This is a genomic window from Bradyrhizobium sp. Leaf396 (assembly GCF_001424605.1).
In the GTDB taxonomy this organism is placed as follows: domain Bacteria; phylum Pseudomonadota; class Alphaproteobacteria; order Rhizobiales; family Xanthobacteraceae; genus Bradyrhizobium; species Bradyrhizobium japonicum_C.
On the sequence record NZ_LMQJ01000012.1, the window covers coordinates 160373 to 186658 of the forward strand.

A 26286-nucleotide genomic window follows, 5' to 3' on the forward strand; every position below is an offset into this window, starting at 1 on the left:
ATGCCGATCAAGCAGATCGGTACCGACGGTCGCATCATTGCCGCGCTTCGAACGAGGACGATCACCGTGAACCCAGCCCAGCGAGCGCTCTGGTATATCGAGAGCCATCTGGCCGAGCCGATGACGCTCGACCAGATCGCTGCGATATCGGGCGTGTCACGGTTCCACATCGTGCGTGCGTTTGCCGCAGCCACGGGATTTCCCGTGATGCGATACGTGCGCGCGCGACGGCTGACGGAAGCGGCGCGCAGCCTGGCAAGGGGCGCACCCGACATCCTGTCATTGGCGCTGGAGGCGGATTACGGCTCGCACGAAGCCTTCACCCGCGCGTTCCGCGACCAGTTCGGCACCACGCCCGAAGCGGTCCGGGCCACGACTTGCGTCAGCCATCTCAGGCTACAGGAGCCGATCCTCATGGACTCCACCATGCTCGACCATCTTGCCCCGCCGCGTTTCGAAACCGCAAAGACCTTCCTGGTCGCCGGACCCGTCGCGCGCATCTCCTGCGACAACGGCGCCATGATCCCCGGCCTGTGGCATCGCTTTCAGCAGGAGGTCGCCGACATTCCGGCGAGCGTCGGCCAAGGAAAAAATCAAGCCGCCTATGGCGTCTGCTGCAATGGCGACGATGCCGGCAATTTCGACTACATCGCGGGTGTCGAGGTCGCCGATTTCTCCGATCTGCCGCGCCGCTACGGGCGTATCCGCATCCCCGAGCAGCGCTATGCCGTGTTCACCCACGAGGACCACGTCGCCTCGATCCGGCGCACGGCGAACACGATCTGGAATCAATGGCTGCCCGCCTCGGGCTTGAAAGCCGCGGATGCGCCGAACTTCGAGCGCTACGACGAGACATTCGATCCCTCAACCGGCCATGGCGGCTTCGAGATCTGGCTGCCGGTGCGAGAGTAGCGCGCAACGCTGGCATACCGCCTCGCTTGCTTGGCAAGCCCCGGCGACTTTGTCATAACCGCAGGCAAATCTTGCCTGCGGGGCCCGTGCCGGACATCCCGTGCAAGCCATAACAAGCAGCCGGGAGGGTCCCACATGTCCAACATCCGCGTTCTCGCCACCGACCTCGAATTTCCGGAAGGGCCGGTCGTGATGCCGGACGGTTCGGTGGTATTGGTGGAGATCCGGGGCCAGCGCCTGACCCGTGTTTATCCAGATGGCCGCAAGGAGATCGTCGCCAAGATTCCGGGCGGCCCGAACGGCGCTGCCCTCGGGCCCGACGGCAAGATGTACATCTGCAACAATGGCGGCTTCTCCTGGATACCGACCCGCAACATGATCATGCCGGGTCCGCAGCCCGACGATTATCTCGGCGGCTCGATCCAGCGCGTCGACCTGCAAACGGGCAAGGTCGAGACCGTCGTGACGAAATGCGGCGCGCACGATCTGCGCGGGCCGAACGATCTGGTCTTCGACAAGCAGGGCGGCCTCTGGTTCTCCGATCTCGGCAAGCGCCGCGCACGCGAGATGGACGTCGGCGGCATGTATTATCTGAAGCCCGGCATGAGCGAGCTTGTCGAGATCGTGCATGGCATATTGCCGGCGAACGGCATTGGCCTGTCGCCGGACGAGAACACTGTCTACATCGCGGAGACGCCGACCGGGCGGCTCTGGGCCTATGAGCTCTCGGCCCCGGGCACGCTGAAGCCGCGCGATGTGATCTATCGCGGCGAGCGGGGCAAGCCGATCTGCGGCCTCGGCGGCTACCAGATGTTCGATTCGCTCGCGGTAGAAGCCGGCGGCAACGTCTGCGTCGCCACGCTCGTCTCCGGCTGCATCTCGGTGATCGCGCCCGACGGCACGCTGGTCGAGCAGGTCCCGACCGGCGACCGCGTGACCACCAACATCGCCTTCGGCGGCCCCGAGCTGAAGACCGCCTACATCACGCTGTCGGGCAAGGGTGAGTTGATCGCCATGGACTGGCCGCGCGGCGGTTTGCCGTTGAATTTCTTGAATAAGTGAGCCAAGCCGTCATTGCGAGGAGCGAAGCGACGAAGCAATCCAGACTGCTTCTGCGGTAAGACTCTGGATTGCTTCGCTTCGCTCGCAATGACGAAGGAGAGACTTTCAATGCCCTGGCCCGATCCCGTAACCCTGCGCGGACAGCACGCCCGGCTCGAGCCGCTGACGCATGATCACCGCCAGGGACTGATCGAGGCCGTCAAGGACGGCGAGCTGTCGAAGCTCTGGTACACCGCAGTCCCAACGCCGGAAGGCATGGCGAAGGAGATCGACCGCCGCCTGGCCTTGCAGGCCGCGGGCTCGATGCTGCCCTTCACCGTGTTCGATTCGACCGGCAGGATCGTCGGCATGACGACCTACATGAACATCGATGCAGCCAATCGCCGCGTCGAGATCGGCTCCACCTGGTATGGCAAGAGCGCGCAGCGCGGTCCGCTCAACACGCAGTGCAAGCTGCTCCTGCTGCGACACGCCTTCGAGACGCTGAACTGCATCGCAGTCGAGTTCCGCACCCATTTCTTCAACCACCAGAGCCGCCGCGCCATCGAGCGCCTGGGCGCCAAGCAGGACGGCATCCTTCGCAGCCATCAGGTCGCGCCGAACGGCACCTTGCGCGACACCGTGGTCTACAGCATCACCGCCGCCGAATGGCCGACGGTGCAGGCGCATCTGGAATTCCAGCTCAACGACAAGCCGCGCTAGTCATGATGTGCACCAATCTTGCCGCGAGCTCGATCACCTCTCCCATAGGGAGAGGTCGCGCCAGAGGTGTTGGCACGTGCGGCTGCAATTTACCTGATCTCACGACACGATAGGGGCGCCCGAGGCACCATGGACAGATTTGATTATGTGATCGTCGGCGCGGGCTCCGCCGGTTGCGTGCTCACCAGCCGGCTGAGCGAGGATCCCAACACCAGCGTCTGCGTGCTCGAGGCTGGCCCGAGGGATTGGCATCCCTACATCCATCTGCCGGCGGGCTTCATCAAGACCTTCCACATGAAGAGCATCAACTGGGCCTATCAGCAAGAGCCTGGGCCCTGGACCGGTGGCCGCAGCATCTATGCGCCGCGCGGCAAGACGCTGGGCGGCTCGTCCTCGATCAACGGCCACATCTACAATCGCGGCCAGCGCATGGACTTCGACACCTGGGCGCAGATGGGCAATCGCGGCTGGGGCTATGCCGACGTGCTGCCCTACTTCCGGCGGCTGGAGAAGCGCATCGGCGAGGGCGAGGACACTTATCGCGGCCGCGAGGGCGGCCTCACCGTCACCACGATGGACTGGCGCGATCCGCTCTGCGAGGCCTTCATGGAGGGCGCGGTCTCGCTCGGCATTCCCCGCAATCCCGATTACAACGGCAAGACGCAGGAAGGCGTTTCCTACTGCCAGCGCACCATCAACAACGGCCTGCGCGTCTCCGCGGCCACCGCGTTCCTCAAGCCGGCGATGAAGCGGCCGAACGTGCACGTGCACACGCATGCCCACGCGACCGAGATCATCTTCGAGGGCAAGCGCGCCGTCGGCGTGCGCTACATGAAGGGCGGACGCGGGGGGCACCCCGTCGAGGTGCGGGCCAACAAGGAGGTGATCCTCTCCGGCGGCAGCTATAATTCGCCGCAGCTCTTGCAGCTCTCCGGGATCGGCTCACCCGATCTGCTGCAGCAGCACGGCATCGCGGTGCGTCACTCGTTGCCGGTCGGCGAAGGCCTTCAGGATCATTATGCGCCGCGCACGGTCGCGCGCGTCAAGAACATCAAGACCATCAACGAGCTCCGCCGTGGCGTCTCGCTGTGGATCGAAGCCATGAAATGGGCGACCGCGCGGCGCGGCCTGCTCTCGCTGTCACCGACCATGGTCTATTGCTTCTGGCATTCCGGGGAGAGCGCGGAGAGCTCCGACCTCCAGCTTACCTTCACGCCAGCGAGCTACAAGGAGGGCGTGCAGGGCCAGCTCGAGGACGAGCCGGGCATGACCGTCGCGTCCTGGCAGCAGCGCCCCGAGAGCCGCGGCTATGTCCGCATCCGCTCCAGCGATCCGTTCGCGCCGCCGATCATCCAGACCAATTATCTCGACGCCGAGCTCGACCGCCGCGTCGTCGTCGGCGGCATGAAGCTCGCCCGCCGGCTTCTGAAGAGCGCGCCGCTGTCGCCCTATTACGCCTACGAGGATTTCCCCGGCCCCAACGTCAACACCGACGACGAATTTTTGCAGGCGGCCACCCAGCGCGGCACCACCACCTTCCATCCCGGCTGCACCTGCCGCATGGGCCCTGCGGATTCCACCTGGGCGGTCGTCGACGACCAGCTCCGCGTCCACGGGTTGGAGGGCCTGCGCGTGATCGATGCGTCCGTGATGCCGCGCATGATCTCGGCAAACCTCAATGCCTCGACGATGATGATCGCGGACCGCGCCTCGGACTTGATCCGCGGCAAGCAGCCGATGGAAGCCGCGCGCATTCCGGACGCGGCGATGGCATGAGAGCTTGATAAGGTAGGTTACGATATCGAGCGCTAGGAAAAATCTGGCCACACCAAGAGAGATCTGCTTGCGGTCAGCGACATCCTGAGCTGACAAAGGCGGATTTCGCCAAGGCCTGGCCGTTCTCTGAAGTCTTTCCTGATCTCAGCGCATCCAAGCGTTGGCGAGTGCGGCAATCGCGTCAGTGGCGCGATCCCGGCGACTTTCGCGCGGGTGGAGGAGACCGGAACGAACTTGGCTCGCGGGAGAACGCGGCATAAGCCGTCCGATCGTCGCAGTGAGGCGGGCACGTGCGACACTCTCACTGTCACCGCCCGGCTGACCGGGCGGTCCAGTACTCCGAGACAGGAGTGATTCAATCGACACGCCGCGCGGCGTACTGGATCCCCCGCTTTCGCGGGGAAAGACGTCGGTGGTTGGGGCAGCGGCGGAGCGCTCTCGCAGGTCCGCTTGCTTCCTACACTTCCCGGCGACTCAGAAACGCCAGTCGCTCGAACAGATGCACGTCCTGCTCGTTCTTGAGCAGCGCGCCGTGCAGCGGCGGGATCAGCTTGCGCGGGTCGCGCTCGCGCAGCTGTTCGGCGCTCATGTCTTCGTTGAGCAGCAGCTTGAGCCAGTCGAGCAGCTCCGAGGTCGACGGCTTCTTCTTCAGGCCGGGCACCTCGCGCACCTCGAAGAAGATGCGCAGCGCTTCCTCGACGAGGCGCTTCTTGATGCCGGGGAAATGGACGTCGACGATGCGGCCCATCGTGTCGGCGTCGGGGAACTTGATGTAATGGAAGAAGCAGCGGCGGAGAAATGCGTCCGGCAGCTCCTTCTCGTTATTGGAGGTGATCATCATGATCGGGCGCTGCTTCGCCTTGATCGTCTCGCCGGTCTCGTAGACATGGAATTCCATGCGGTCGAGCTCGAGCAGGAGGTCGTTCGGGAATTCGATGTCGGCCTTGTCGATCTCGTCGATCAGCAGCACCGGGCGCTGCTCGGCGGTGAAGGCTTCCCAGAGCTTGCCGCGCTTGATGTAGTTCTTGATGTCGGACACGCGGGCATCGCCGAGCTGGCTGTCGCGCAGGCGCGACACCGCGTCGTATTCGTAGAGGCCCTGCTGCGCCTTGGTGGTGGACTTGATGTGCCAGGTGAGCAGCGGCGCGTTCAGCGCTTTGGCCACTTCCTCCGCCAGCACCGTCTTGCCGGTGCCGGGCTCGCCCTTCACCAGGAGCGGGCGCTCGAGCACGATCGAGGCATTGACGGCGACCTTGAGGTCGTCGGTCGCAACATAGTCCTTGGTGCCGGTAAATTTCATCGCACGTCCTTGTTGGTCGTCGTCCCAGGGCAATGCCTTGGTCACGACAAGCGAACGGCCGCGCATGGCGGCCGTTCCTGGTTCGGTCAGGCTTTCAGACCCGTTTTATCAGCGAAAGGATGACGAGCACAATCACCGCACCGATCGTGGCGTCCACGATGGCGCCGATCGTGCCCGTTGCCAGCTGGATGTGGAGCTGGGGCAGCACCCAGCTTGCAACCAGGGCGCCAATGATGCCGACGACGATGTTGCCGACCAGCCCAAATCCCGCCCCGTGGACAATCTTGCCGGCAAGCCAGCCGGCGATCGCGCCAATGATGAGCGCTGCGACAATTCCCATTGCAAATGTCCCCAAACAACCCCGTATGGCCGCCAATTCTAGAGCAAAATGCCTCTCGGTCCAGTACGGAGCAGGGGCCTCCGCCCTTGACGTCAGCCACCCGACGGGCAATCTGTCACCCATGTTCCTGCAATTCTTCACCTCTCTGCGCGACGCGCAGGTCCCCGTGACGCTGCGCGAATACCTCACGCTGATGGAGGCGCTCGACGCTGATCTCGCCGACTACACGGTCGAGAACTTCTATTATCTGTCGCGCGCCTCGCTCGTGAAGGACGAGCGTAACCTCGACAAGTTCGACCGTGTCTTCGGCACGGTGTTCAAGGGCTTGGAAAATCTGCTCGATGCCATGGAGAAGGCGGAGATACCCGAGGAGTGGCTGAAGAAGCTCGCCGAGAAGTATCTCACCGAAGAAGAGAAGAAGCAGATCGAGGCCATGGGCTGGGACAAGCTCATGGAGACCTTGAAGAAGCGCCTCGAGGAGCAGAAGGGGCGCCACCAGGGCGGCTCGAAATGGATCGGCACCGCCGGCACCTCGCCGTTCGGCGCCCACGGCTACAATCCCGAGGGCGTCCGCATCGGCCAGGAGAAGAACCGCAACAACCGCGCCGTGAAGGTTTGGGACAAGCGCGAGTTCAAGGATCTCGACGGCAATGTCGAGCTCGGCATCCGCAACATCAAGGTGGCGCTGCGCCGCCTGCGCAAGTTCGCCCGCACCGGCGCGCCCGACGAGCTCGATCTCGACACCACCATTCGCGAGACCGCCAACCATGGCTATCTCGACGTGCACATGCGCCCCGAGCGGCGCAATGCGGTGAAGCTGCTGGTGTTCTTCGACATCGGCGGCTCGATGGACGCGCATATCGAGCAGGTCGAGGAGCTGTTCTCGGCGGCGAAGAGCGAGTTCAAGCACATGGAGTATTTCTACTTCCACAACTGCCTCTATGAAGGCGTGTGGAAGCAGAACAAGCGCCGCTTCACCGACCGCACGCCGACTTGGGACGTGCTGCACAAATACCCGCACGACTACAAGGTCGTGTTCGTCGGCGACGCCTCGATGTCGCCTTACGAGATCATGGTGCCCGGCGGCTCGGTCGAGCACGTCAACGAGGAGCCGGGCTCGGTCTGGCTCGATCGCATCATCCGCACCTATCCGCATACGGTGTGGCTGAACCCGGTGCAGCAGAAGCACTGGGACTATTCGGAATCGACCACCATCATCAAGCGCATCTTTGCCAACCGGATGTATCCGATCACGATCGAAGGGCTGGAAGCCGCGATGAAGGAATTGACGCACTAGCTCCCGCCGTCATTCCGGGGCGCGGCGAAGTCGCGAACCCGGAATCCACCGGGCCGCAGCGCATTCAGAGAAATGGATTCCGGGTCGCGCTGCGCGCGCCCCGTAATGCCAACAAGAGGGAGACCTATATGCCCCAGACCATCACCCGCGGCATCAAGGCGTTGATCGACGAGGCCAATGCCGAGATCGAGACGCTCTCGGCCAAGGACGCCATCGAGATATCCAAGAACGGCGACGTCGTCATCGTCGACATCCGCGATCCCCGCGAGATCGAGCGCGACGGCCGCATCCCGGGCGCGTTCGCGTGCACCCGCGGCATGCTCGAATTCTGGATCGATCCACAGAGTCCCTACGCCAAGCCGATCTTCCAGGAGGACAAGAAGTTCGTCTTCCACTGCGCCGGCGGCCTGCGCTCCGCGCTCGCAGCCAAGACCGCGCAGGACATGGGCCTCAAGCCTGTTGCCCACATCGCCGGCGGCTATGCGGCCTGGCGCGATGCCGGAGGGCCGACGGAGAAGTGGGAGCCGAAGAAGAAGGGGTGAGGTGAACACCCTCACCACGTGCTCCGTCATGCCCGGGCTTGACCGGGCATCCACGTCTTCGCCGCAAGAAAGAGCGAGGATGGCCGGGACAAGCCGGCCATGACGACTGAGACCATTGCCGGAGGACTCCAATGATCGCCCCCACCGACCCCCTCGTCTCCACCGAATGGCTCGCCGCCCACATCAACGATGGCAACGTCAAGATCCTCGACGCCAGCTTCAAGTTGCCGGGGGTCTTGCCGCTGCCGAAGGACGACTATCTCGCCGCGCATCTGCCGGGCGCGGTATTCTTCGACGTCGACGCGGTGTCGGATCATTCCAACCCGCTGCCGCACATGTTTCCGAGCGCCGAGCAGTTCGGCCGCGACGTCGGCAATCTCGGCATCTCCAACGCGGACACGGTCGTGCTCTACGACGCCGGCGGCTGGGTCGCGGCGCCCCGCGCGTGGTGGATGTTCCTGTCCTACGGCCACAGCAATGTGCGCATTCTCAATGGCGGATTGAAGAAGTGGCGCGCCGAGGGCCGCCCGGTCGAAAGCGGCGACGTGAAGCCGAAGCCGGCAACGTTCGAGGCGAGCTATGATTCAAAGCGCGTGCGCAGCATGCAGCAGCTGATCGCCAACGTGGAAAGCCGCGCCGAGCAGGTGATCGACGCGCGCGCCGCCGACCGCTTCGAGGGCCGCGCGCCTGAGCCGCGGCCGGGCATCCGCTCCGGCCACATCCCGGGCGCCCGCAACGTGCCCTACAATCTGCTGTTCGATACCGCGACCGGCACCATGAAGCCCCTCGATGATCTCCGCGCGGCGTTCGCGGGCGCCGGCGTCAAGCTCGATGCACCGATCGTGACGAGCTGCGGCTCCGGCGTTTCGGCCGGCGTGCTGACGCTCGCGCTCTATCGCCTCGGCATCACCGACACCGCGCTCTATGACGGCTCCTGGTCGGAATGGGGCCAGGCCGACGGCCCGCCGATCGCGACCGGCCCGGCGTGAGGTCGGTGGCGGTACGCCTCTCGCCCTAAGGCGAAGAAGCGCGTTAACGCGAGCGCGCCGTTGTTGTCGTCGCGAAGGCCGGCTGCGGCTGACCGAACGGATCGAGCTGTTGCTGCAATTGCTGAGGCGGCGGACGTCGTACCACGCGAGGCCGCTTCTTCACCTTGGCCTTGGATTTGATCGCTTTGCTGTCAGGCTTGGCATCAACCTTGGCTTTCGCTGCTGTGTCCTTCACGGACGTCGCCGTCGGATCGTTCAGCGCCGATAGCTTCGTTGAAGTGTCCTCGAGCGCCGAGGAGGGGAGGGCGGCGCCCACCTGGGCAGGCGCCGACTCGGATGTGGCTGAGGCTGGCGCGGCCTGGGGGATCGAGGCCGTGGTGTCGTCTGGTGTGAGCGTATCGCGCGGTGTCGCCTCTGCGACCTCCGCGGCCGCTTCGGGCTCGACGGGCCGGATCGCAGCGACTTCGGTCGGCGTTGCAGTCATTTCGGGCTGCGGGTCCGGTTCGGGCGTCAGCGCGGCGACCTGCTCGGCCTCCTGGGCCGGCAGTCCGATCGTCGGTATCTGGTCGCGCAGCGACGGCTCCGGCGCGGCGGCTACGGGCTCGTCCGGCTCCGCTCGCAACACCGCGAGCACGGGCTGGGCCGGCTCGGGCGCCTGCGCAAACACCTGTTCCTGCGGACCGTTTCGCCAGGAAGGGTTGCTGACATACTGCTGATGGGTCGCCCGCAGCAGCGCGGCGGCCCCTAGGCCGAACACCAGGATGGAGGTTGACAGCAGGATCGCGGCAAACAGGAAGCGAAAGCCGGGAAGCATCGAGCGATTGCGAATTTCCGCCCCGGCGGCGACGTGGCCGGGACCCAAGAGCCATCTGAACGCGGTGACGGTACTGCTTGCCGCGTTCGCCGCATGGAATCGGAGCTCAAAAAGGTGGCGAATCAGGCGGATTCGACCATATCGCAACGTTTGCGCATCGTTCCGTGAAAAACGCCGCCGACCATCGCTTCAATGGACGGCACGACACGATTTCAGCCCCGTGATGCAACGGGGCAACGGTAGTCTAGCGGATCACAAATCGGCAAATCCGGCGCAAATAAGCCTGATATGTCTTGAATGTGCCGCTATCTTCCGTCATCTGGCCGTTAACGGTCCGATCGGGCTTGGGGACTATACAAGAGCGATGATGATCAAACATTTTCTGACGATATGCGCTGCCGCAACAGTCGCTGCGGCGGGAACCTCGCTCGCTCAGGCTCAGAGCTATCCGGTTCAGCAGGTGCCGGGCTATGGAGCTCCGGCGGAATACCGCCCCGGCGATCGCGTGCCGAATTTCGACGCGCTGGACGAAGACGACGAAGCCATGCCGCAGGCATCGCTGCCGCCGCCCGGTCCGGCTGATGATCCGCGCTATGGCCGCCCGATGGGAGGTCCGCCAGTCTATTCGGCCGCTCCCCCGCAAGGGCCGGTGATGTCGCCGGATGATCCGCGTTATGGTCGTCCGGCTGGCGCCACGCCGGTCTACTCGGCGGCGCCGCCGCAGGGCCCCGTGATGTCACCCGACGATCCCCGTTATGGCCGGCCGGCCGATCCGCCGCCGGTGATCTATGCCAATCGCCCGGGTCAGCAGGCGCCTGGCAATGACGGACTGCGTCCGCCGGAAGCTGTTGGCGGTCCCGCCGCGACCGGGACGGTCCAGGCCGCGCAGCCGCCCGTCGGTGCCGATGGCCGGCCGATCACGCTGGCCGCGCTGCCGCCCGAGGAGCAGCCCGACGCCGCGCCGGTGCAGCTGCCGCCGAACCTGCGCCGCCAGGAGGTCGCGTTCCAGACCAAGGAGCCGGTCGGCACGCTCGTGGTCGATACCTCCAACACCTACCTCTATTACGTGCTCGGCAATGGGCGTGCGATCCGCTACGGCGTCCGCGTGGGTCGCGACGGCTTCACCTGGACCGGCGTGCAGAAGATCACCCGCAAGGCCGAGTGGCCGGATTGGCATCCGCCGACCGAGATGATCGAACGACAGCCTTACTTGCCGCGCTTCATGGCCGGCGGCCCCGGCAATCCGCTTGGCGCCCGTGCGATGTATCTCGGCTCGACCGTGTACCGCATTCACGGCACCAACCAGCCCTCGACCATCGGCAAGTTCGTCTCTTCCGGCTGCATCGGCATGCTCAACGAGGACGTCTCCGACCTGTTCGAGCGCGTCAAGGTCGGCACCCGCGTCGTGGTGCTGCCGGGCGGCCCGCCGCCGGGAACGGCGACCGCCTCTGCGGCGCCGACACCCGGCGCTGCCGCACCCGGTACTGCTGGTCCGGCGCCAATGTCGGCCCAGGCTGGTCCCGTCCCGGGCACCCAGCCGACCGTCGTGCCGCCGCTGCCTGCGCCGGTCACTGTGCGCTGATCCCTGCAAGAAGAGCTCGACTGCAATGGGCGTGCCTTGGCACGCCCATTGTCGTTTCAGGCCAGCTTGCGCGGCAGTTCGCCGCTCCTTGTGAAGGCATCGATCGCCTCCACCATCTGACCGTAATGAGCGCGCAATCCGTCCGAGGTGGCGTAGCCGAGATGCGGCGTCAGCACGAGGTTGTCGAGCTTGCGGAAAGGATGGTCGATCGGCAGCGGCTCGACCGCGAACACATCCAACCCCGCGCCCGCGATCTGCCGCTGCTGCAAGGCTTCCAGCAGCGCCTGCTCGTCCACGATCGGCCCGCGCGAGGTGTTGACGAGGAAGGCGGTCGGCTTCATCCGCGCGAGATCGGCGCGGCTGACGAGACCGCGCGAGCGCTCGCTCAGCACGACATGGATGGTGACGATGTCGGCCTTGGCGAAAAGCTCGTCCTTGCTGGCATAGCCAACGCCAACCTCCCCGCACTTCTCAGGCGTGAGGTTCGGGCTCCAGGCGATCACGTTCATGCCGAAAGCCTTCGCGATCCCGGCCATCTTGCTGCCGAGCTTGCCGAGCCCGACGATACCGAGCGTCATCCCCTCGATTTCGACGCCGGCAAAGCTCTGCCAGGGCTCTCCGGCGTGCATGCGCGCGTTCTCGCGGCCGATGCCGCGCGTCAGTTCCAGAATCAGGCCCATGGCGAGCGGCGCCGTCGGATCGCGGGAATATTGCGTGCCGCCAACGGCAATGCCGCGCGCCTTGGCCGCCTGCATGTCGATCGCAGCGTTACGCATCCCCGAGGTCAGCAGCAGCTTCAGCTTCGGCAGGCCCTCGATGAGGCTCTTGGGAAATCCGGTGCGCTCGCGCATCGCGCAGATGATGTCGAAATCAGCCAACGCGCTGGCCGCCGCCTGCTCGGAGGCGAACGGGTGCCTGAACACCGTGACGTCGACCCGGTCGGACAGCTTCGACCAGTCGGCAACGTCGAGGGCGAGATTGAAATAGTCGTCGAGAATTGCACAGCGCAGCCGGCTCATCAGCGTTCATCCATGGCGAGAGGTGGGGGCGCTGGCGGGCGCCGTCTTCGGAACCTGGCCATGGTTGCGCGCAATCCAACCCGCACGCAAGCTGCTCGCGCCTTCAAAAATCCGATAGCGGAGAGCGGCTCAGAAGTTGCGTGGTTTCAGGCGGAGCGGCGCATCCATGCCGTGCTTGGCGCGCCAGGCCGGGCCCGGTCCGCGCATGTAGTGCAGCTCGGGCCGGTACGGGTTGAAGGCGGCGGCGAAGAAGCGCTTCCAGAAGCCCTGGATCTCCGAGACGAACCCGGAGACGTGGCCGGCTTCTGCCGGAGCATGAAGAGAGCTGGTCTCGGTCAGAGACATGATGCGGCCTCGCTGTGCTCCCGTTCGTTCTGATCGGGTGGCGCTGTTTCCGCGCGAAACCGAGCTTTCAGCCTGATTTACTAAAAGATGGTTTCAATTGTCCGGATCAGCGGCGAGATGGTATCCGGACCGTATTCATCCGTGGTGAACGGACGGAAAACGTTGCCCTTTGGGGGCGGGATCGTTACATCGGCGGCAAGCAAATTTCCTCAAATCGAAGGTTTCACGGGACCGATGGCGCGCCAGTTCATCTATTTCATGCAGGGCCTGACCAAGAGCTACCCGACCCGGAAGGTGCTCGATAACATTCACCTGAGCTTCTACCCGGATGCCAAGATCGGCGTGCTCGGCGTCAACGGCTCGGGCAAGTCGACGCTGCTCAGGATCATGGCCGGCCTCGACAAGGAATACACCGGCGAAGCCTGGGTCGCCGAAGGCGCCCGCGTCGGTTACCTCGAACAGGAGCCGCAGCTCGATCCCAAGCTGTCGGTACGCGAGAACGTCATGCAGGGCGTCGCCAAGCAGAAGGCGATCCTCGACCGCTACAACGAACTGGCAGTCAACTATTCCGAGGAAACTGCCGACGAGATGACCAAGCTGCAGGACGAGATCGAGGCGCAGGGCCTCTGGGATCTCGACAGCAAGGTCGACCAGGCCATGGACGCGCTGCGCTGTCCGCCCGACGATGCCGACGTGACCAAGCTTTCCGGCGGCGAGCGCCGCCGCGTCGCGCTTTGCAAGCTGCTGCTCGACCAGCCTGAACTGCTGCTGCTGGACGAGCCCACCAACCATCTCGACGCTGAATCCGTGTCGTGGCTGGAAGGCCATCTGCGCAACTATCCCGGCGCGATCCTGATCGTCACCCACGACCGCTACTTCCTCGACAACGTCACCGGCTGGATCCTCGAGCTCGACCGCGGCCGCGGCATTCCCTACGAGGGCAACTATTCGTCCTGGCTGGTGCAGAAGCAGAAGCGCCTCGAGCAGGAAGGCCGCGAGGACGCGGCGCACCAGAAGACGCTCGCCCGCGAGCAGGAATGGGTCGCGTCATCGCCGAAGGCGCGCCAGGCCAAGTCAAAAGCGCGCTACCAGCGTTATGAGGAGCTGCTCAAGAAGGCGAGCGAGAAGCAGACCCAGACCGCACAGATCATCATTCCGGTCGCCGAACGGCTCGGCGCCAACGTGGTCGATTTCGACGGCCTCAGCAAAGGCTTCGGCGATCGCCTGCTGATCGACAATCTCACCTTCAAGCTGCCGCCCGGCGGCATCGTTGGCGTGATCGGCCCCAACGGCGCCGGCAAGACCACGTTGTTCAGGATGATCACCGGCCAGGAGAAGCCGGACGCCGGGACCATCACGGTCGGCGAGACCGTGCATCTCGGCTACGTCGACCAGTCGCGCGATGCGCTCGACGGCAAGAAGACCGTGTGGGAGGAGATTTCCGGCGGCAACGAGCTGATCCTGCTCGGCAAGAAGGAAGTGAACTCGCGCGGCTATTGCTCGGCCTTCAACTTCAAGGGCGCGGACCAACAGAAGAAGGTCGGCGCGCTCTCCGGCGGCGAACGCAACCGCGTGCATCTCGCCAAGATGCTGAAGTCCGGCGCGAACGTGCTGCTGCTCGACGAGCCGACCAACGATCTCGACGTCGACACGCTGCGCGCGCTCGAAGAGGCGCTGGAGGATTTCGCCGGCTGCGCCGTCATCATCAGCCACGATCGCTGGTTCCTCGACCGCATCGCGACCCACATCCTGGCCTTCGAGGGCGACAGCCATGTCGAATGGTTCGAGGGCAACTTCCAGGACTACGAGAAGGACAAGATGCGCCGGCTCGGCCAGGACAGCATCATTCCGCACCGAGTGAAGTACAAGAAACTGACGCGGTGATCTCGGCATGATGCGGCGGACGTTCATCGCTGCTTTGATCTTGCTCACCTGCGGCTCGACGTCCGGCCGCGCCGCAGACGCTGGCTTCACGCAGTTCATCGCCTCGCTTTGGCCGGAAGCGCAGGCCGCAGGCGTCTCTCGCATGACGTTCGAGCGAGAGACGCGCGGGCTCGAGCCCGACTACAAGCTGCCGGACCTGCTTCTACCCGGGCGGCCCGCGACCGGCGCCCCGTCGCAGGCCGAGTTCGTCCAGGTGCCGGCGGACTACGTCAAGGAAGCCTCGATCGCGCGGCTCGCAGGCGAGGGGCAGCGGCTGCTGCAGAAATATCGCCCTGTGCTGACCGAGATCGAGAAGAACTCAGGCGTGCCGGCGACCGTGATGCTGGCGATCTGGGGCCGCGAGACCGATTACGGCCGCTACAGGCTGCCTTACGATCTCGTCCGGGTGCTGGCGACGCAGGCCTACGTCGGCCGGCGAAAGGATCAGTATCGCAACGAATTCATCCTCTCGCTCAAGCTTCTCGGCGAAGGCGTGGTGACGCGCAAGGACATGCGCTCATCGTGGGCCGGAGCCACCGGGCTCACGCAGTTCCTGCCCTCGGAGTATTACAAGCACGGCGTCGATTCCGATGGCGATGGCCGCATCGATATCTGGCGCTCCGTGCCGGATGCGCTGGCCTCCGCCGCGCAGCAGCTCGTCAACAAGGGCTGGCAGAGCGGCGTTCGCTGGGCCTATGAGGTGCAGGCTCCTGCGAAGGTTGATTGCACGATGGGCGTGCCCGAGGTGACGAAGCCGATCGGCCAGTGGCTGCGCGAAGGCTTTGTTCCGGTGCGTGGCCAAAAACTCAGCGCGGCCGAGCAAGCGCAGCCGGCCTCGTTGCTCCAGCCCGAAGGCATCTACGGCCCGTCGTTCCTGACCACGAAGAATTACTTCGTCATCAAGGAATACAATTTCTCCGATCTCTACGTGCTGTTCGTCGGCCACCTCAGCGATCGCATGACGAGCCCGTTGCCTTTCGCGACACGTTGGTCGGCTTCCAGGCAGTTGCGCACCAAGGACGTCGAGATCATGCAGCGCGAGCTCACGCGGGTCGGGCTCTACAAGGACAAGATCGACGGCAAGGCCGGCATGCAGACCCGCGCCGCACTCGGCGCCTACCAGAAGTCGGCGGGTCTCAAGGTCGATTGCTGGCCGAGCGAAGACGTGCTGCGCGCGGTCCAGGCGGCGCGATAGCAGAGGGTCAAACGAAAAACCCGGCCGAGGTGCTCGGCCGGGCTTCGATCGCGGCGCGAATGCGCGCGCCGATCAGATCAGTAGCAGACGCGGACCGGGCGAACGACCCAGCCATAACCGTCCCAATAGCGCTGGCGCTGCCAATAGCAGGGCGGGGGCGGCGGGCCGGGCTCGGCCACGTAAACGGGACCGCCATAGGCGGGACGGCTCGACGCGATCGCGCCGCCGACGATGGCGCCGCCGATCAGGCCGGCCGCGATGCCGGCGCCGATGCCGTCATGGGCCTTCGCGGACGGAGTGGCGGTCACCAGCGAACCGGCGACCGTCGCAACCGTCAGGACGGCAACTAGTGTCTTCTTCATGCTCAAGGCTCTCCTGGGAGATGGGCTCCCCTTGTTAGGGGCGCTCGGGTTTCAAAGGTTCACGCAGACGCGGATGGAATTGGCCGTGCAGCTAGGAAGCGCGCAATTGGTCAATCCACGGTAAACGCGCACGGAGCTGTGACGAGAAAAAGCGGTCTTTTTCAGGCTTCCAGATGAACGGTGCATCCATGCCGAGGTGGGCTCCAGCGCCTCAACGGCAGACTCTGACGCGGCGGGCGCGCCAAGCATAGCCGTCCCAGAAGCGCTGCTTCTGCCAAATGCAGCGACCGCCGTAATAGTCGTCGACGACGTAGGCGGGGGCGGGCGCGTAATAGCGGGGCGGGTAGTAGCCCGGCTCGTAATAGCCCGGTCCAGGTCCGTAATAATACGGAGATGCCAGCGCGCCGCCGACGATGGCGCCGCCGATGATCCCGGCCGCCACGCCCGCAGCGACGCCGCGCTGCGCCTGGGCCGGTGTGCCGGCCGTGAGGGCCAGGGTGGCGACGGCAACCACCGCCAGGAGTGGCTTCTTCATGAGCTTGACCTTTCGCACAAATTACGCGGGAACTCTTTGGGAACAGAGTTCCACACTTCGATTGAATGATCAATGAACGGCACCCCTGCCGGGGACGACCAACCGGCACGGGCCGAAGCTCCGACAACGAGGCGAGAATGAGCAAGGCGATGATCAATGCACTGATTGGCGCCGGGGTCGTTTTCGCGATCGGCTACGGTTGGATCACACACCTCCAAAATCGCGCCCGGCGGTCCCGTGTGACAGCGGGGAGCGATGGCGGGAGTGGCGGCAGCACCTATGCCGGAATAAGCGACGGCTCCTCCCTGAGAGACTTGTTTTCCGGCACCGGGTCGGGGAACTCGGCTGACACTCGCAGCTGCTCCAGTGGCGAGGGCGGCAGCAGCGGAGGCGATTGTGGAGGTGGCGGAGACGGCGGCGGCGGTGGCGGCGGTGACTAGATCCGCTCTAATCTTGATGCAGCGCAACGCTCTGCTTTGGAGCCGATCTAGGCTGCGTCCGGGCTAGTTTGGAATAGCTTCAAATACTGGTTTTTCCTTTTGCATCCGGCCGGCCCGTTAAATATCGATGATGACGCATCACCGAAGGGCGTGCCGCTTCCATGATCGTTTGTTCCTGTAACGTGCTGAGCGATGACGACATCCGCGCTGCCGTCGCCGAGTCCGACGATGCCGTGCGCCATGCCAAGCAGGTCTACGGATGTCTCGGCTGTAGCGCTGAATGCGGCCGGTGTGCCCGGACTATCAAGACCATCATCGATGAAGCGCTTGGACCCTGCGCCGATTCATGCTGCGCCGGCTGCCCCCATAGCCACGCCGTGGCCGCCAATGACGAGACGGCCGAGCCCGCCGAGTTTGCCCTCGCGGCCTGCTGAAAGCTTCAGCATCCTCCCCAGCGTTTTCCCCGGCTGCGTCTCCGTAGCCGGTTGCCCCGGTCTACGAACTCATTTAGAAGCGTTCTAAATACGGTTATGGCCGATTTGGACTGCAAGACTGGAGTGAACCATGCAGGGCGACGCAAAAGTCATCGACTATCTCAACAAGGCGCTGCGTCACGAACTGACTGCGATCAATCAGTACTGGCTGCACTACCGCTTTCTCGACAATTGGGGCCTGCTGGACATGGCGAAGGTCTGGCGCAAGGAGTCCATCGAGGAGATGGAACATGCCGACAAGCTCACCGCGCGCATCCTGTTCCTCGACGGCTTTCCGAACATGCAGGTGCTTGATCCCCTGCGCATCGGCCAGAACGTCAAGGAGATCATCGAGTGCGACCTCGCTGCCGAGATGAGCGCGCGTGCGCTCTACCAGGAGGCGGCGACCTACTGTCACGGCGCCAAGGACTACGTCACGCGTGACCTGTTCGAGAAGCTGATGAGCGACGAGGAGCACCACATCGATTTCCTCGAGACCCAGCTCGATCTGATCGGCCGCATCGGTCTGGAGCTCTACACCCAGAAGCATGTCGGCGGCCTCGAGGGGGAGGGGCACTAAGCTCCTCTCGCTTCATCGTCATGGCCAGGCCTGACCTGGCCATTGCTGCCTCAAGACGGCGTGTCTGGAAAGCTGCCCGGCTACAACTGCGTCTTGTAAAGCTCTTCCACGGCCTGCTGACTCTGCGGCTCGCCCAGGCCCGTCTGGTCGTGAATGACCTCGACAATGCTCGGCATCACCGAGCGTTGCACCTTCTCGGGCGACCAAAGCTTCGAGCGCATCAGCGCCTTGCCGCAATGGAAATAGACTTCGCTGACGGCGACGTTCAGCACGGCGCGCGGCGGCTTCCCGAACTCCACCATCGTGGCGAGCAGATCCGGATCGGCCGACAGCGTGCCGCGTCCGCCGACGCGCAGCGTCTCGTCGATGCCGGGAACGAAGAACAGCAGATGCACGAAGCCCGAGCCTTCGACGACGTTCCGAAAACTGTCGATCCGGTTGTTGCCGGAGCGGTCGGGCATCAACAGCCGGTTGGGGCCGGCGACGCGGACGAAGCCGATGCTGCCGCCGCGCGGCGAGGCATCCACGCTGCCGTCCGCGCCTGATGTCGCGAGCACGCAGAATGGCGACATCTCGATGAACTTCCTCGCATGCGCATCGATGGCGGGACGCGCCTTCGCGATCACGCGCGGAGTCGGCTTGGCATAGATGGCGGCGAGGTCTTTGGCGCTAAGATCGGTCAACGGCATGGCTCCGCTATAGCTTGGCATCAGGCTACCCGATCAAGCCGCGCCAGCCAACGAAATCCATCGTGCTAAACTGCATCAGCCGGCACGAAGCAGCTGATGATGACGGCGCCGCGGTGATGGACGTACCACACCACGGCTTGGCCGACCGGATTGCCGCGATTGCGGATGATGGCGCGTTCCGGGACCTCCGTCCATTGTCCCTCGATCGGCACCCAATAAGCGCCGTTGCGCACGTCGTATTCGGTGCGATGGCCATCGGAGATGTCGCAGCAGGGAACCCCGTTCGGCGCGATCACACTCTTGAACCAGGCGCGGATGTCGGGCGGGACGTGGTCGTACTGGCCGTTGTCGCGCGCGAACGCGGTGTTCGTCAGCATCGTCGCAGCCAACCAGACGCACAGAGCCAGCCTGTGCATGCGATCCTCCTCATCGCGTCTCGATTCGTGTCGTTGATGCGATTAAGCCCGAGCTGCCATCACAATGCATGCTCAAATAATATGCGGCGGCAAGGCGCGCATGATGCGATGCGAAATCAAGCCGTGCCCGCGTGAAGCTCAGGGGCGCCACCGAACTTAACAGGCGTGCGGGCGAGGATGTAGGATTTCGTCGCCGCCGTTCGTCGTTGAGGAAAGATCCGGAGAGATTGCATGTGCCGCAACATCAAGACGCTGTTTAACTTCGAGCCACCGGCTACCGAGGACGAGATCCACGCCAGCGCGCTGCAGTTCGTGCGAAAGCTGTCGGGCTTCAACAAGCCGTCACAGGCCAATGAGGAGGTGTTCGAACGCGCCGTGGCGGAAGTCTCGGACGCCGCGCGAAGACTCCTGACGTCGCTGCATACGCACGCGCCGGCGCGCGACCGGGAGGTCGAGGCGGAGAAGGCGAAGGAGCGCTCGCGGCTGCGGTTCGGTTAGCTCTCCCCTGGAGGCTATTGCGTGATCTGGCTCACGGAAGAGGTCGCCTGATCGCGCGAGGATGCTCGCCGGGCTTTTGGCAACCCGGAGCACGAACATGAGCCGCCCTCTTCTTCCTCTGAAAGCAGGCGCCGTCGCCTTCACGGTGCTGTGGACCGCCTGGATGATGTGGTGGAGCGGCTCATACAGCAGCGTCAACCTCGTCATCCTGACGCTGCTCGGCACGATGGTCGGCTATCTCTGGTATCGCGCCATGCGCTGGCAGTTCGAGCGCATGGGCATGCTGCCGCGCAAGGATGATCCGTCCGGGGCGTCTTGACTGCTGCGCGCGTTCTGGCGCCCGGCTAATCCTTGCCGTGTTTCTTCTTTCTCTTCCTTTTCTTGTGCTCACCGCTTTCGCCGTCATCGCTCTCGTGATCGGCGACCGGCTCATCAACTTCCCGCACGGCGGCCTCGAGCGCGTCGCGCTCGGCGGCTTCGCGCTCGCGCTGGCGGCGACGTTCGTCCCAGGCATCGAAGAGCTGCTCGAGCCACGGCAGCACCTGCTCGATCGACGGCAGCTGACCGGGGGGACCTGGTTCGCCGCGCGGTCCTTGCGGGCCTGCCGGGCCCTGAGGTCCGGCGGGTCCCTGCGGCCCGGCCGGCCCGCGCGGGCCGGCTTCGCCCTGCTTGCCTTGGGGGCCGGGCTTGCCGGGCGGGCCCGCCTTCCCGACCGGACCCGGCTTGCCCTGCGGTCCCGGCTTGCCGCGCGCGCCGTCGGGCCCGCGCCGGCCGGGATGACCTTGCGGCCCCGGCCGTCCCGGTTCTCCTTGTCGCCCGCGAGGGCCCTGAGGTCCCGGCCGTCGTCCCTGATCGTCTGCCACGCCGCTGCTCCCTTCACCGAAGCAAGCTACTTAGCGGCGTTTGACGACAGCAGCAATTCTTCCCGTGCATCGCGGGACGCCGTCCACGTCGAAGCACGCGACCCTCGCTCTAGTCCTGGCAGGCGGGCACGTCGATGCCGGAAGCGGCATAGAGCCGGATCTTGTTGCGCAGCGTGCGTACCGACAGGCCGAGCACGCGCGAAGCGCGGGTGCGGTTGCCGTCGCAGCGCGCCAATGTCTGCAGCACGAGCTCGCGCTCGACCTCGTCGACGGTCGCGCCGATCAGCAGCGGAACGACCTGGTTGGGGGCAAGAAACTGTGCGGCCGATTCGGACGCAGCGACATGAACAGTGGTCATCAACACACTCCCCGATCAACGCCCGCTCCCATCGTCGGAAGCGGATCGAGAACAAACGACCCCCAAGCCGTAGATCTACGGTGGTCGCGTTTGGTTAATGAAAGGTTAATCGCAGGGCGCCGCAGCAAATTGACCTTGAGAATGCCAAGATGCGGCCGCGATTCCCGCGGGCGGGAGATGTCTTCCCTCACACCGTCCGATATCCGCCGTCCACCATCACGATCGTGCCCGTGACATAGGCGGACATGTCCGAGGCCAGGAAGATCGCGGGTCCCACGATGTCCTCGGGCTTGCCGGTGCGCGCCAGCGGGGTGTGATCGAGGAAGGCCTGCACCAGCGCCGGATTGGTCGCGCGCACATTGGCGTTGATGTTGGTCTCGATGAAGCCGGGGCCGATTGCGTTGACGCGCACGCCTTCCTTGCCGAGTTCGGCCGCGAGCGCCTTGGTGAAGCCGAGCACGCCGTGTTTCGATGTGGTGTAGGCCGCCGAGCTCGGCGTGCGCAGATGCACGAAGGACTGGATCGAGCCGATGTTGACGATGCGCCCCTTGCTGGCGCGCAAGGGCGCGAGGAACGCCTGCGTCATGTTGAAGACGCCGTTGAGGTTGAGCGAGATGATGTCGTTCCAGTCCTTTGCCACCGTCTCGGTCTCTGCGGTGAAGGCATTGCGGCGGGTGATGCCGGCGTTGTTGACGAGGATCGAGACCTGCCCGACCTTGCCCTCGACCTGCTTGGCCAGCGCGAAGCAATCCTCGCGCCGGGTCACGTCGAGCGCGAAGCTCTCGGCCTTGCCGCCGGCTTTGCGGATCTCCTGCGCGGCCTCCGCGACGGTGTCGGCGTTGACGTCGAGCAGCACGACCTGCGCGCCTTCCCGCGCGTAGCCGGCAGCGATCGCCCGGCCGATGCCGGAGCCGGCACCCGTGACGACGGCGATGTGGTTTGCGAGCTGCGCCATGACATATTCCTCCCGGTTTCTTTTCGAAGTGCCACGAAAAGCTAACTCGAAATTAAGGGGTCGGAAACGGCGGCCTTGGCATACTGATTCTGATTGCTAAACGTTGCGCGCATGATGGAACGGCTCGACCCCTGGAAACTCGCCCTCGAACGATTGCGGTCGGCGCACTCGCCCGACTGGGCCGAGGCCGGCCGGCTGGTGGCCGAGATCGCGCGGATGAGCAGCGACGTCACGCTGCGCCAGGCCGCCGAGCAGGCCCTCCCGGTGCTGCGTCAGGCGGTGGACAACGACGATCATAGCGTGACGCTGGCGGCGCAGCGCCGTCTCGGCGTGGTGCTCGAGGTCGTCCACGATCTGACCGCGCCGCGCTTTGGTCGCCGCAATGCGATGCCGAAGAAGCTGTCGAGCGAGGATCGCGCCCGCAAGATGCTCGGCCTGCCGCTCGCCGTGCAGCTCACCTGCGAGGACATCAACCAAGCCTATCGCCGCGCCGCCAAGGGCATGCATCCCGATCACGGCGGCAGCGCGCAAGCCTTCATCGACCTCGCCGCCGCGCGCGATATCCTGATCCATCCCGGCGCGCACAAGGACGCGTGAGCGCGCATCAGCCCGCGATCACGCAACACAAACAAAACCGGGCAAGGACGGATGCCCGTCCTTGCCCGGCTCTTCGTCCGCCGATCGAATTACCAAGTGCAGCTGCCGCTCTTCAGCGCGGCATCCTTCAGCACGAGAGCGTCGATGAAGGTCGGCACGCTGGCGCTGGCGCGGTGATAGCCGGCCGGCCACGGCGTGGTCGGGATGCTCTCGTCCCAGATCTGGCAGAAGCCGCTGTCCTGCCAGCGGATCAGGTGATAGCCGGCTTCGGCCGGGCTCGCGGCGACGAACGCAGTGACGGCAAGGCCGGCGGCAGCGCACAGCACGGAAATACGACGCATGATCAGCTCCTCGAAATGAATGATGTGATGCGCCTCCCGGCAATGCGGGGAGGGCTGGCGCGGGACGCTTCTGGGCAGGCGCCCCGGACAAGATGTGAGTAGTTCCGCGGCTGGGACAGGTTCAAAGCGGGCGCGCGAAACGCAGGATCATGGCTGGAAAATGCGGGGCCGCGTCCGCAACGAGAAAGGGCGGATCGCGCCCGCGACCCGCCCTTCGAATGCGATCTGCCGCGTCCGGCTCAGAGCGTGCACTTGCGCTCGGCGCGCATCTTGATCTGGAGGTCGGAGGCCTGCTGGAAGGTGGGGAACGACTTGCTGACGACCTTGTAGGTGGAGACGCCGATCTGGAGCGGCTTGTACTGCAGGTCCTCGTTCCAGACCTGGCAGATGCCGGTGTTGTCCCAGCGGATCACGTAATAGCCGACCTTCGCCGAGGCCGGCACGGCGAACACGGAACTGGCAATGCCGGCAACGGCACAGAGGGCGAGAACGCGACGCATGAAATATCTCCTGGTGGGGAATGTGATCCAAAAACTCGTGCGGTAAAAGCCAAGCCTTGGCAAGCCGGGGAGCCGCCGCTCACGGACATGTCAGGTGCGCACGAGGCATTTGGTTCGGCCGCGTGCCCGGCAGGCCACACGCTCACCCCGCCAGCGACGCCACCGCTTCGATCTCGATCAGCATCTCCGGCCTGGGCAACGCCTGCACCACGCAGGTGGTGCGCGCCGGATAGGGCGGCGGGCCGAAGGCGCCGGCATAGAGCGCGTTCATGGCGGCCACATCGCCGGCGCGGGTCAGCAGCACGTTGACCTTGACGAGGTCGCGGAACGTTGCGCCCGCCTCGCCCAGCACGCGGCGGATGTTGACGACGACATTGGCGAACTGCGCCTCGAAGCCGTCGGGCAGCGCGCCCGATGCATCGAAGCCGGGAATGCCGGAGACGAACAGGAGATCGCCGACGCGCGTCGCAAAGGACAGCGGCGGCGCCTGGACGTGCGGCGGGGGCGCGAAATGCTGGATCGGCATGGGATCACCTCGATTGCGGTCGCTGACGCGTGAGCGTAGCGGCAGACGGCGGCCTCTCAAAACGAAAATGCGAAAACAACCCCATGCACAGTAGGCGCTGCACGGAAATCATTGATGTTTTCCAGAATTCGTGAAAGTCGAAGTAGTCGCTTGCGCCGTCGGGCAAAACAGGGGCAGAATGGCATGCTGGCGACGGTCGGTGCGCGGCCCAAGACTCCGCCGTCATGCCCCGGCCTGGACGTGGCATCCAGTGCGCTGCGTCTGATATGGCGAGAGTGACTTCCAAACGCGGACCTCTGGAATGCCGGATCGCCCGGCTGAACCGGGCGATGACAATTGGGGCGTTGCTACAACCCGCAACCCGCGTCCTCCGCCCCATCATGTTGCCGCCGCGATCGATCGGGTAAATTCCTCGCGTCTGATTCGCCAATCCTGCCCTGGAAACAGCCCCCGGAGACACCCATGAAGATCGCATCCACCTTTCGCGCCGCGCTGCTCGTCATCGCCGCTTTGGCCGGCCTCTCGAGCGCCGCGCGGGCCGACAGCGGCTTCGTGACGCTGACGATCTACAAGGCGGGCTGGATCATCGGCGGCTCGGGCGGCTCGGGCGTGCTGAACTTCCGCGGCCGCACCTATGCGCTCTCGACCGGCGGGCTCGACTACGGCCTCGTGTTCGGCGGCTCCAAGACCGTGCTGCGCGGGCGCGTCTCCAACATCAACCGTCCCTCCGACGTCGCCGGAGTCTACGGCGCGGCCGGTGCCGGCCTTGCGGTCGGCCGCGGCGCCCGCGCCATCGTGCTGACCAACCAGAAGGGCGCGGTGCTGGAGCTGACCGGCCACCAGGTCGGGCTGATGGCGAACGCCGATCTCAGCGGGTTTGCGATCACGATGCGGTAGGGGATCGCAGAATGGATCAGCGTGCCGGCTCCTTGGCACGCCTTTCGGTCGTTACCGCCTGCGCAGGCTTGCCGGCGCGGATCATCAGGAACGATCCGGAATGGCCCGGCAGGCGCCAGCGCCCGTCGATCTCGGTCGCCTCGGCGTTCACCGTGCCCTCATAGGTGACACGGTCGTAGCCGAAGCCGGGGGGCTCGTAGCGCTTGATGAACGAGACCGCACTGCCGGAGCGATGACCCGAGATCGAGGAATTGTGCGTGCTCACCGGGCAACCCGGCATCATGCAGGGCTCGGTCACGCTCCCGCTCAGCGCGCCCCCGGTCTCGACGAGGGTCGCCGTGAACGTGATCATGCCGACGCCGGGCTGGATGTAGCTGCCGTCCCAGACGCCGGAGAGATCGTCGCTCATTGCGCAGGTTTCCTCAGGTGTGGAGGCGGTTGATAACCGGCTCATTCACCCGGAGTGGTATCGCCGGAATGTCGCGGTTGCAATACGCGGGCCTGCGGCCATCGTTGCATCGAAGCACGCGCGGCATCGCGCGTTCGACGTTTAGCCGAGAGACGATGCAGCCGGCCCGTGGTTGCTACGAACGCGCGGCGTTGAACACCGCAAGCTGCGCAGCGAAGGCCTGCTGAAAGGCCGGCCGCGCTTCGCCGCGGGCGACATAGGCGGCGAGGTCAGGATACTCTTCCAGCAGCCCCGACGTGTTCAACCGCCGCAGCACCGTCACCATCATGAGATCGCCGGCGCTGAACGCGCCATCGAGCCATTCGGCATTGCCGAGGTGGCAGGACAGTTCGCCGAGCCTGACACGGACGCGGTCCTGCAGCATGGGCAGGCGCTCGGCGTACCAGCTCCTGTCGCGCTCGAGCAGCATGGCCATGCCGAGCTCGACGATCGGCGGCTCCACCGTGTTCAGCGCCGCGAACATCCGGGCGATCGCACGGCACCTGCCGTTCGCGTCAAGCGGCAGCAGCCCGGCATGGCGCTCGGCGATGTGCAGCACGATCGCGCCGGACTCGAATAGCGCGAGATCGCCGTCCTCATAGGTCGGAATCTGCCCGAACGGATGCAGCGCACGATGCGGCGGCTGCTTCAAGTCCTCGAACGAGACGAGGCGAACGTCGTAGGGCTGGCCGACCTCCTCCAGCGCCCAGCGCACGCGCATGTCGCGCGCCTGTCCTCGGCCACGATCGGGAGAGCTTTCGAAGGCGGTGATGGTGGGCATCGTCTGTAGCTCCATACTCCGTCATTGCGAGCGCAGCGAAGCAATCCAGCTTTGTCGCGGCGCAGGCAGCCTGGATTGCTTCGTCGCAAGGGCTCCTCGCAACGACGGGTTTTTGCGTCCTGGCACTCTGCTTCCAAGGACGAACGGGCGCGCCGGCTTCCGACAATGCCCGCCCTTCAATTGGTCGTACCCGGCCTTCGCCGGGACGACAGCGGAGCATGAGGCGCTA

General features: G+C 65.0%; 33 protein-coding genes. 16 read left to right on the plus strand and 17 right to left on the minus strand.

Annotation, left to right across the window (positions count from 1 at the left end):
* The first annotated feature begins 66 nt into the window (after positions 1 to 66).
* From ASG57_RS13790 to ASG57_RS13805, 4 genes are all read left to right on the plus strand, one after another.
* On the plus strand, positions 67 to 912 hold the full coding sequence (locus ASG57_RS13790) for an AraC family transcriptional regulator (RefSeq protein ID WP_057196668.1): 846 nt from the start codon (positions 67 to 69) through the stop codon (positions 910 to 912).
* Positions 913 to 1047: 135 nt separating this feature from the next.
* Positions 1048 to 1974: an SMP-30/gluconolactonase/LRE family protein gene (locus ASG57_RS13795; protein WP_057196541.1), complete on the plus strand. Its 927-nt coding sequence runs from the start codon at positions 1048 to 1050 to the stop codon at positions 1972 to 1974.
* A gap of 108 nt (positions 1975 to 2082) precedes the next feature.
* Positions 2083 to 2676, plus strand: a complete 594-nt coding sequence (locus ASG57_RS13800; RefSeq protein WP_024339456.1) for a GNAT family N-acetyltransferase — start codon at positions 2083 to 2085, stop codon at positions 2674 to 2676.
* Between the two features lie 129 nt (positions 2677 to 2805).
* Positions 2806 to 4452 carry a GMC family oxidoreductase gene (locus ASG57_RS13805; protein ID WP_057196542.1) on the plus strand — a complete coding sequence of 549 codons (1647 nt, stop codon included), beginning with the start codon at positions 2806 to 2808 and terminating at the stop codon, positions 4450 to 4452.
* Between the two features lie 457 nt (positions 4453 to 4909).
* On the opposite strand, the gene ASG57_RS13810 is transcribed toward ASG57_RS13805, so the two are convergent.
* Both ASG57_RS13810 and ASG57_RS13815 read right to left on the minus strand, forming a co-directional pair.
* Positions 4910 to 5752, minus strand: a complete 843-nt coding sequence (locus tag ASG57_RS13810) for an AAA family ATPase (protein WP_024339458.1) — start codon at positions 5750 to 5752, stop codon at positions 4910 to 4912.
* Positions 5753 to 5846: 94 nt separating this feature from the next.
* A complete protein-coding gene (locus ASG57_RS13815) occupies positions 5847 to 6092 on the minus strand; it encodes a GlsB/YeaQ/YmgE family stress response membrane protein (protein WP_024339459.1) in 246 nt (81 codons plus the stop codon).
* Positions 6093 to 6213: 121 nt separating this feature from the next.
* Between ASG57_RS13815 and ASG57_RS13820 the strand changes: the two genes are divergently transcribed.
* From ASG57_RS13820 to sseA, 3 genes are all read left to right on the plus strand, one after another.
* Positions 6214 to 7389, plus strand: a complete 1176-nt coding sequence (locus ASG57_RS13820; RefSeq protein WP_024339460.1) for a vWA domain-containing protein — start codon at positions 6214 to 6216, stop codon at positions 7387 to 7389.
* A gap of 128 nt (positions 7390 to 7517) precedes the next feature.
* Positions 7518 to 7931: a rhodanese-like domain-containing protein gene (locus ASG57_RS13825; protein ID WP_024339461.1), complete on the plus strand. Its 414-nt coding sequence runs from the start codon at positions 7518 to 7520 to the stop codon at positions 7929 to 7931.
* A gap of 131 nt (positions 7932 to 8062) precedes the next feature.
* Entirely contained in the window at positions 8063 to 8920 is an 858-nt protein-coding gene (gene sseA, locus ASG57_RS13830; protein WP_057196543.1) for a 3-mercaptopyruvate sulfurtransferase, read from the plus strand.
* Positions 8921 to 8963: 43 nt separating this feature from the next.
* On the opposite strand, the gene ASG57_RS13835 is transcribed toward sseA, so the two are convergent.
* A complete protein-coding gene (locus ASG57_RS13835) occupies positions 8964 to 9734 on the minus strand; it encodes a hypothetical protein (protein ID WP_024339463.1) in 771 nt (256 codons plus the stop codon).
* A gap of 367 nt (positions 9735 to 10101) precedes the next feature.
* Here ASG57_RS13835 and ASG57_RS13840 point away from each other — a divergent pair, with 367 nt between their 5' ends.
* On the plus strand, positions 10102 to 11316 hold the full coding sequence (locus ASG57_RS13840) for a L,D-transpeptidase (protein ID WP_035698168.1): 1215 nt from the start codon (positions 10102 to 10104) through the stop codon (positions 11314 to 11316).
* 56 nt (positions 11317 to 11372) lie between these two features.
* Here ASG57_RS13840 and ASG57_RS13845 read toward each other — a convergent pair whose 3' ends face one another.
* A complete protein-coding gene (locus ASG57_RS13845) occupies positions 11373 to 12335 on the minus strand; it encodes a D-2-hydroxyacid dehydrogenase family protein (protein ID WP_057196544.1) in 963 nt (320 codons plus the stop codon).
* A 129-nt stretch (positions 12336 to 12464) separates the two neighbouring features.
* Positions 12465 to 12680 (minus strand): hypothetical protein, encoded by a 216-nt coding sequence (locus ASG57_RS13850; RefSeq protein ID WP_057196545.1) that lies wholly within the window; start codon positions 12678 to 12680, stop codon positions 12465 to 12467.
* A 234-nt stretch (positions 12681 to 12914) separates the two neighbouring features.
* Between ASG57_RS13850 and ettA the strand changes: the two genes are divergently transcribed.
* Positions 12915 to 14564: an energy-dependent translational throttle protein EttA gene (gene ettA, locus ASG57_RS13855; protein WP_057196546.1), complete on the plus strand. Its 1650-nt coding sequence runs from the start codon at positions 12915 to 12917 to the stop codon at positions 14562 to 14564.
* 7 nt (positions 14565 to 14571) lie between these two features.
* The gene (locus ASG57_RS13860) at positions 14572 to 15798 is read left to right on the plus strand and encodes a lytic murein transglycosylase (RefSeq protein WP_057196547.1); all 1227 of its coding nucleotides are present in this window, start codon (positions 14572 to 14574) and stop codon (positions 15796 to 15798) included.
* Between the two features lie 77 nt (positions 15799 to 15875).
* Here ASG57_RS13860 and ASG57_RS13865 read toward each other — a convergent pair whose 3' ends face one another.
* Together ASG57_RS13865 and ASG57_RS13870 are read right to left on the minus strand one after the other, a co-directional pair.
* The gene (locus ASG57_RS13865; RefSeq protein ID WP_024339469.1) at positions 15876 to 16160 is read right to left on the minus strand and encodes a hypothetical protein; all 285 of its coding nucleotides are present in this window, start codon (positions 16158 to 16160) and stop codon (positions 15876 to 15878) included.
* A 211-nt stretch (positions 16161 to 16371) separates the two neighbouring features.
* Positions 16372 to 16695 carry a hypothetical protein gene (locus ASG57_RS13870; protein ID WP_024339470.1) on the minus strand — a complete coding sequence of 108 codons (324 nt, stop codon included), beginning with the start codon at positions 16693 to 16695 and terminating at the stop codon, positions 16372 to 16374.
* A 601-nt stretch (positions 16696 to 17296) separates the two neighbouring features.
* Between ASG57_RS13870 and ASG57_RS13875 the strand changes: the two genes are divergently transcribed.
* Both ASG57_RS13875 and bfr read left to right on the plus strand, forming a co-directional pair.
* On the plus strand, positions 17297 to 17569 hold the full coding sequence (locus ASG57_RS13875; RefSeq protein ID WP_024339471.1) for a (2Fe-2S)-binding protein: 273 nt from the start codon (positions 17297 to 17299) through the stop codon (positions 17567 to 17569).
* 130 nt (positions 17570 to 17699) lie between these two features.
* The gene (gene bfr, locus ASG57_RS13880; RefSeq protein ID WP_024339472.1) at positions 17700 to 18188 is read left to right on the plus strand and encodes a bacterioferritin; all 489 of its coding nucleotides are present in this window, start codon (positions 17700 to 17702) and stop codon (positions 18186 to 18188) included.
* 80 nt (positions 18189 to 18268) lie between these two features.
* Here bfr and ASG57_RS13885 read toward each other — a convergent pair whose 3' ends face one another.
* Positions 18269 to 18871: an MSMEG_1061 family FMN-dependent PPOX-type flavoprotein gene (locus tag ASG57_RS13885; protein ID WP_024339473.1), complete on the minus strand. Its 603-nt coding sequence runs from the start codon at positions 18869 to 18871 to the stop codon at positions 18269 to 18271.
* Between the two features lie 71 nt (positions 18872 to 18942).
* The gene (locus ASG57_RS13890; protein WP_024339474.1) at positions 18943 to 19293 is read right to left on the minus strand and encodes a hypothetical protein; all 351 of its coding nucleotides are present in this window, start codon (positions 19291 to 19293) and stop codon (positions 18943 to 18945) included.
* Between the two features lie 231 nt (positions 19294 to 19524).
* Between ASG57_RS13890 and ASG57_RS13895 the strand changes: the two genes are divergently transcribed.
* A complete protein-coding gene (locus ASG57_RS13895; RefSeq protein WP_024339475.1) occupies positions 19525 to 19791 on the plus strand; it encodes a DUF2277 domain-containing protein in 267 nt (88 codons plus the stop codon).
* 97 nt (positions 19792 to 19888) lie between these two features.
* Positions 19889 to 20110, plus strand: coding sequence for a hypothetical protein (locus ASG57_RS13900; RefSeq protein WP_024339476.1), 222 nt, complete (start codon positions 19889 to 19891; stop codon positions 20108 to 20110).
* A gap of 25 nt (positions 20111 to 20135) precedes the next feature.
* On the opposite strand, the gene ASG57_RS13905 is transcribed toward ASG57_RS13900, so the two are convergent.
* The 3 genes from ASG57_RS13905 to ASG57_RS13915 form a co-directional block, all read right to left on the minus strand.
* A complete protein-coding gene (locus tag ASG57_RS13905) occupies positions 20136 to 20654 on the minus strand; it encodes a collagen-like domain-containing protein (RefSeq protein ID WP_024339477.1) in 519 nt (172 codons plus the stop codon).
* Positions 20655 to 20763: 109 nt separating this feature from the next.
* Complete coding sequence (locus ASG57_RS13910; RefSeq protein WP_024339478.1) at positions 20764 to 21012, minus strand: helix-turn-helix domain-containing protein; 249 nt, start codon at positions 21010 to 21012, stop codon at positions 20764 to 20766.
* Between the two features lie 187 nt (positions 21013 to 21199).
* Entirely contained in the window at positions 21200 to 21967 is a 768-nt protein-coding gene (locus tag ASG57_RS13915; protein ID WP_024339479.1) for an SDR family NAD(P)-dependent oxidoreductase, read from the minus strand.
* A 111-nt stretch (positions 21968 to 22078) separates the two neighbouring features.
* Here ASG57_RS13915 and ASG57_RS13920 point away from each other — a divergent pair, with 111 nt between their 5' ends.
* Complete coding sequence (locus tag ASG57_RS13920) at positions 22079 to 22564, plus strand: molecular chaperone DnaJ (protein ID WP_057196548.1); 486 nt, start codon at positions 22079 to 22081, stop codon at positions 22562 to 22564.
* Positions 22565 to 22653: 89 nt separating this feature from the next.
* Here ASG57_RS13920 and ASG57_RS13925 read toward each other — a convergent pair whose 3' ends face one another.
* The 3 genes from ASG57_RS13925 to ASG57_RS13935 all read right to left on the minus strand — a co-directional run bounded on the left by ASG57_RS13925 (position 22654) and on the right by ASG57_RS13935 (position 23931).
* Positions 22654 to 22905: a hypothetical protein gene (locus tag ASG57_RS13925; RefSeq protein ID WP_024339481.1), complete on the minus strand. Its 252-nt coding sequence runs from the start codon at positions 22903 to 22905 to the stop codon at positions 22654 to 22656.
* 239 nt (positions 22906 to 23144) lie between these two features.
* Positions 23145 to 23405, minus strand: a complete 261-nt coding sequence (locus ASG57_RS38360) for a hypothetical protein (protein ID WP_024339482.1) — start codon at positions 23403 to 23405, stop codon at positions 23145 to 23147.
* Between the two features lie 142 nt (positions 23406 to 23547).
* Positions 23548 to 23931 (minus strand): RidA family protein, encoded by a 384-nt coding sequence (locus ASG57_RS13935; protein WP_024339483.1) that lies wholly within the window; start codon positions 23929 to 23931, stop codon positions 23548 to 23550.
* Between the two features lie 462 nt (positions 23932 to 24393).
* On the opposite strand from ASG57_RS13935, the gene ASG57_RS13940 reads away from it, so the two are divergent.
* A complete protein-coding gene (locus tag ASG57_RS13940) occupies positions 24394 to 24828 on the plus strand; it encodes a hypothetical protein (protein WP_057196549.1) in 435 nt (144 codons plus the stop codon).
* Positions 24829 to 24844: 16 nt separating this feature from the next.
* On the opposite strand, the gene ASG57_RS13945 is transcribed toward ASG57_RS13940, so the two are convergent.
* Positions 24845 to 25237 (minus strand): hypothetical protein, encoded by a 393-nt coding sequence (locus ASG57_RS13945; RefSeq protein WP_057196550.1) that lies wholly within the window; start codon positions 25235 to 25237, stop codon positions 24845 to 24847.
* A gap of 175 nt (positions 25238 to 25412) precedes the next feature.
* Positions 25413 to 26057 (minus strand): glutathione S-transferase family protein, encoded by a 645-nt coding sequence (locus tag ASG57_RS13950; protein ID WP_057196669.1) that lies wholly within the window; start codon positions 26055 to 26057, stop codon positions 25413 to 25415.
* Positions 26058 to 26286 lie beyond the last annotated feature (229 nt).